This is a genomic window from Paenibacillus sp. FSL R5-0473 (assembly GCF_038004565.1).
GTDB lineage: Bacteria > Bacillota > Bacilli > Paenibacillales > Paenibacillaceae > Paenibacillus > Paenibacillus amylolyticus.
Window position 1 is genome coordinate 1 of the sequence record NZ_JBBORL010000004.1, and the last position, 3,178, is coordinate 3,178.

Below are 3,178 nucleotides of genomic sequence, written 5' to 3' on the forward strand. Positions count from 1 at the left end.
TGAGGAGTTGGCGAAACTGCCACAAACAGGCCATGTTCCGATTGGCAAAGCGTGGTTGAATGCGAAGTTTTACATCGTGGATGCACATCTGAACCCGGTGCCAGTCGGCGTGCTGGGCGAATTGGTTATCGGCGGAGTCAGTGTGGCGCGCGGGTATTTGAACCGTCCAGAGCTGACGGAAGAGAAGTTTGTAGACAGTCCTTTCACCGCTGGTGAGCGGTTGTATCGCACGGGAGACTTGGCGAGGTGGATGGAGGATGGCAACGTGGACTTCATCGGCCGGATCGATAACCAGGCGAAAATCCGGGGTTACCGGATCGAGACGGGCGAAGTCGAAGCAAAGCTGCTGAGTGTAGGTGGCGTGAAGGAAGCGGTCGTTGTTGTCAGGGAAGATCAAGAAGGGCAGAAAGCGTTGTGCGCTTATTATACAGTGGAAGAAGGCTTGACGGCGGCAGATTTGAAACGGGCGATCTCCAGCGAGCTACCGGGATACATGATTCCATCGTATTTCGTTGAACTGGAGCAATTGCCTCTAACGCCAAATGGGAAAATTGACCGGAAGGCGCTGCCAGCGCCGGAAGGGGGAGCAGGAGGAGGCCGCGAATACGTGGCACCGCGCACCGAACTGGAGGCAAAGCTAGCCGCCATTTGGCAGGAGGTACTAGTTCGGGATAAGGCGGTAGGCGTAACGGACGACTTCTTCGACCTCGGAGGACACTCCCTGCGGGCGACAACACTTGTCAGCAAAATGCATAAGGAGCTGGGCGCCCAATTCCCGCTTCGCGACGTATTCCGCTACTCGACAGTTGAGGAAATGGCTGTGGCTATGGAGCATTTGGAGATCGGCTCGTTTATGGCTATTCCGGCTGCGGAACCTAGCGAGTATTATCCGCTCTCTTCTGCGCAGAAACGTCTCTATATCTTGAACCAGCTGGAAGGAGGCGAGCTGAGCTACAATATACCGGGAGCTATGCTGCTCGAAGGGCAGCTCAACCGGCAGCGGTTTGAAGAAGCGTTCCGCGAGCTTGTAGCTCGTCATGAAACGCTGCGTACCAGCTTTGAGATGGTTGAAGGCGAAGCGGTTCAGCGGATTTACGAAGAAGTCACCTTCCAGGTGGAATATGTGCAGATCAGCGGGGAGCAGGCGGAAGAAACGGTGCGCCAATTTGTTCGTGCGTTTGATCTAGCGAAGCCGCCACTTCTGCGGGTGGGCATTGCCGAACTCGCGCCGGACCGGCACATCCTGATGTTCGATACACATCATATCGTATCGGACGGCGTTTCAATGGACGTACTGATCGAAGAGTTTGTGCACTTGTACAGCGGGGAGCCGCTCAAGCCACTCCGCATTCAGTACAAAGATTATGCAGTATGGCAGCAATCGGACGAGCAGAAAACGCAACTTGCCAAGCAGGAAGCCTACTGGATTGACATGTTCCGCGGAGAACTGCCAGTTCTGGAAATGCCAACGGACTATCCGCGCCCGGCTATGCAGAGCTATGAGGGCCGCACGCTGCAATTGTTTATGAATATTGAGAAAAGCGAAGGTCTGAAACGGCTTGCAGCTGAAAACGGCGCAACGCTTTACATGGTTCTGCTTGCGGCATATAACGTGCTTCTGCATAAATATTCAGGTCAGGAAGACGTGGTGGTAGGTACGCCGATTGCGGGCAGAAATCATAGCGACGTTCAACCGCTGATTGGGATGTTCGTTAATACTTTGGCCATCCGCAGTTACCCGGCTGCCGGTAAAACGTTCCTTGACTACTTGAAGGAAATCAAGGAGACAACGCTGGGTGCTTTTGAACATCAGAATTATCCGTTTGAGGAACTGGTGGATAAGGTAAACGTGGCTCGTGATCTACGCCGTCATCCACTGTTTGATACGATGTTTGCTTTGCAGAATACAGAAAATGTGGAAATTCAGCTTCCGGGACTGCATCTGTCGACGTATGCCAGCGAAGAAATTGTTTCCAAATTCGATCTCAGCTTGGACGTCACCGAGATTGAGGACGGCTTGGAATATCTGTTTGAATACGCCACAGCTCTATACAAAACCGAAACGGTGGAGAAATTGGCTGTTCACTACTTGCAGCTGCTTGAATCCATTCTCTGCAACCCGTCGGCGACTATTGCCGAGCTGAACTTGTTAACGGCAGAGGAAAAAGAGCAGATTGTCGGCGCGTTTAACCCTGCGCAACCGGAACAGGCTCCTATGGCAGCGTTCCATCGACTGTTCGAGGAACAGGCGGAACACACGCCCGAAGCTGAAGCTGTCGTTTACGAAAACGATCGGCTGACGTATGTGGAGCTGAACGAGCGGGCGAACCGTCTGTCGGCCACGCTGCGCGCAAGCGGCATCGGTCGGGAGACCATCGTTGGCATTCTCGCCGAGCGTTCGGTCGATTTGCTGGTGGCCGTGATGGCCGTCTGGAAAGCAGGCGGGGCGTATGTACCGCTTGACCCGGATTATCCGGCGGACCGCGTGCGGTTTATGCTGGAAGACAGCGGAGCGAAGGTGCTGCTGACACAAACGCCGCTGCGAGAGCGTGCCGAAGCCTGGCTCGGTGAAGAGGAACTGGCACTGGCGACGGTGCTGTATCTCGACGACGAAACGTCATACAGCGAGGAACGAAGCAATGTGCCCCAAGGCTCCAACAGTGCTCCCGATCGAGTCAACGGCAAGCTAACGGGGGCTGTGAACGGTGGTGGCGAGAGTCATCCAAATGATGTTGATGTTGTCGGTATGGACAGCTTCCATGAAGCCCGTCCGGAGGATCTGGCGTACGTCATCTACACGTCGGGAACGACGGGCAAGCCAAAAGGCGTGATGATCGAGCATCGCAGCCTAGTGAACACGGCAGCGGGCTACCGACGGGAATACCGGTTGGATCAGTTCCCGGTGCGGCTGCTGCAGCTCGCCAGCTTCTCGTTTGACGTGTTTGTGGGCGATATCGCGCGGACGTTGTACAACGGCGGTACCATGGTCATTGTAACGAAGGACGACCGGATCGATCCGTCTCGTCTGCACTACTGGATAGAGCGGGAGCAAGTGTCGATCTTTGAATCAACGCCGGCACTGATCGTACCGTTTATGGAGTACGTGCATGAGCAGGGGCTGGAGTTGAACGGGATGGAACTGTTGATCACAAGCTCGGACAGTTGCAGTGTGGCAGAT

1 protein-coding gene is annotated in these 3,178 nt (G+C 54.8%); it reads left to right on the forward strand.

What is annotated here, in order from left to right:
• Positions 1-3,178, forward strand: a 3,178-nt coding sequence (locus tag MKY28_RS31665; protein WP_340938592.1) for a condensation domain-containing protein, incomplete at both ends; no start/stop codon positions are given.